The organism is Kocuria sp. NPDC057446 (assembly GCF_042802875.1).
Taxonomy (GTDB): domain Bacteria; phylum Actinomycetota; class Actinomycetes; order Actinomycetales; family Micrococcaceae; genus Kocuria.
Window position 1 is genome coordinate 1 of record NZ_JBHVDI010000291.1, and the last position, 1417, is coordinate 1417.

The following is a 1417-nucleotide window of genomic DNA, read 5'->3' on the forward strand; positions in this document are numbered from 1 at the left end:
GCCCAGCACGGGCGGAGGCCGTCGTCGTCGGCGCGGAGCGGCGCCGCGTCCGGAGGAGCCGGTGGCCCGCGGCGGGCTCAGGCGGGGAAGATGACCCCGGCGAACCGGACGAGCACCGTGCCGAAGAGCAGCACGAGCAGCGCCGCGGAGACGAACCACGCCCACTGCTCGGCGCCGCGGGCCACCCCGGCCGGGGCCGGCAGCACGCCGGCGCGCAGATTGCGGGCCGTGGTGTGGACGAGCAGCACGGTCTGCATCACCCACACGAGCATGCAGTACAGGCACAGGGCGTTGATCTCGAACGTCGTCTGCCACCACAGCCACAGCACGAAGACCCAGCCGAGGCTCACCCCGATCTGCAGCCCCCACCAGTACCAGGAGGCGAACCGGGCGCCGGCCAGCACCGCGAGCGCCACGGCCACGACGACCGCGTAGGCCACGATGCCGATGAAGGGGTTGGGGAAGCCGAAGGCCTCCGCCTGGGGGGTGCGCATGACGGTGCCGCAGGACAGCCACGAGTTGATGTCGCAGCTGGTGCGGTGTCCGGCGTCGAGGAACAGCTGGAGCCGCTCGTACACCAGCGTGGCGGCCCCGTAGAAGCCCAGGAGGGCGGTCACGAGGGCCACGAGGCCCCAGCGCCGGTCGGCGCGGGCGTCCTGGCCGGGGGGCACCGCGGGGGAGCGGTCGAGCGTGGGCGGGGTGGAGGTCACACGCCGATCCTAGGCGATGCCCCTCGGCGCCTCCTGGGACCCGCACGGGCGGGCTGCGGGAGGGTTGCGGGCCGTGACGGGTCCAATCCGGCCCGGACCGGGACGTCTGTGAGATACTGGCCACGGTCGAGCCCGCCCGTACGCGGGATCTCGGCCCAGTCGGACTTCGACCCCAGGTCGGCAGGACCCGCGGCTCTCATCGGATTGAGCGCGTCCGCCGCCGGCTCAAGACCGTTGCCCTCGGGTGCAGCGGCTCGAAGCCCCGGACTGGCTCGCTGCCGTCCCCGCCCGTTCGCGAGGTGTGCGGGACGCGACGGGTACGCACAGGACTTCTGGCCGCCGCGTGGACCCCCACCGGCGATACGCCGACCAAGCCGCTGCGGGGACCGGGTACGGACGGCGTACCGCGGCAGGAGCACAGCCGTATATGGATGCCGAACAGGTGAACCAGGCCGGGGCGCAGGACGCCCTGGACGCTGGTCAGCAGAACACATCGGACGACGCACGCCGGGACCTCCCGGTGGCGGAGGGAACGGTGCAGGACACCGCCCCGGAGACCCCGGCCGAGGCGCCGGGCGAGGTCCACGACGAGTCGTCGGTGCCCGGCCGGCCGGCGCCGGGCACCGCTCCGGAGGCCTCCGCCGAGGCCTCGGGCGAGGTCCTCGACGTCGCCCCGGCGCCCGCACCGGACGGGGCGCCCCCGGCCC

General features: G+C 74.6%; 1 protein-coding gene and 1 pseudogene. One reads left to right on the top strand and one right to left on the bottom strand.

The genetic code is table 11. The features are described from left to right. Positions 1–77 precede the first annotated feature (77 nt). Positions 78–710 carry a vitamin K epoxide reductase family protein gene (locus tag ACFU0Y_RS18160; RefSeq protein ID WP_380216369.1) on the bottom strand — a complete coding sequence of 211 codons (633 nt, stop codon included), beginning with the start codon at positions 708–710 and terminating at the stop codon, positions 78–80. Positions 711–1137: 427 nt separating this feature from the next. On the opposite strand from ACFU0Y_RS18160, the pseudogene ACFU0Y_RS18165 reads away from it, so the two are divergent. Then, a pseudogene (locus ACFU0Y_RS18165) lies at positions 1138–1417 on the top strand (hypothetical protein); the annotation flags it as partial.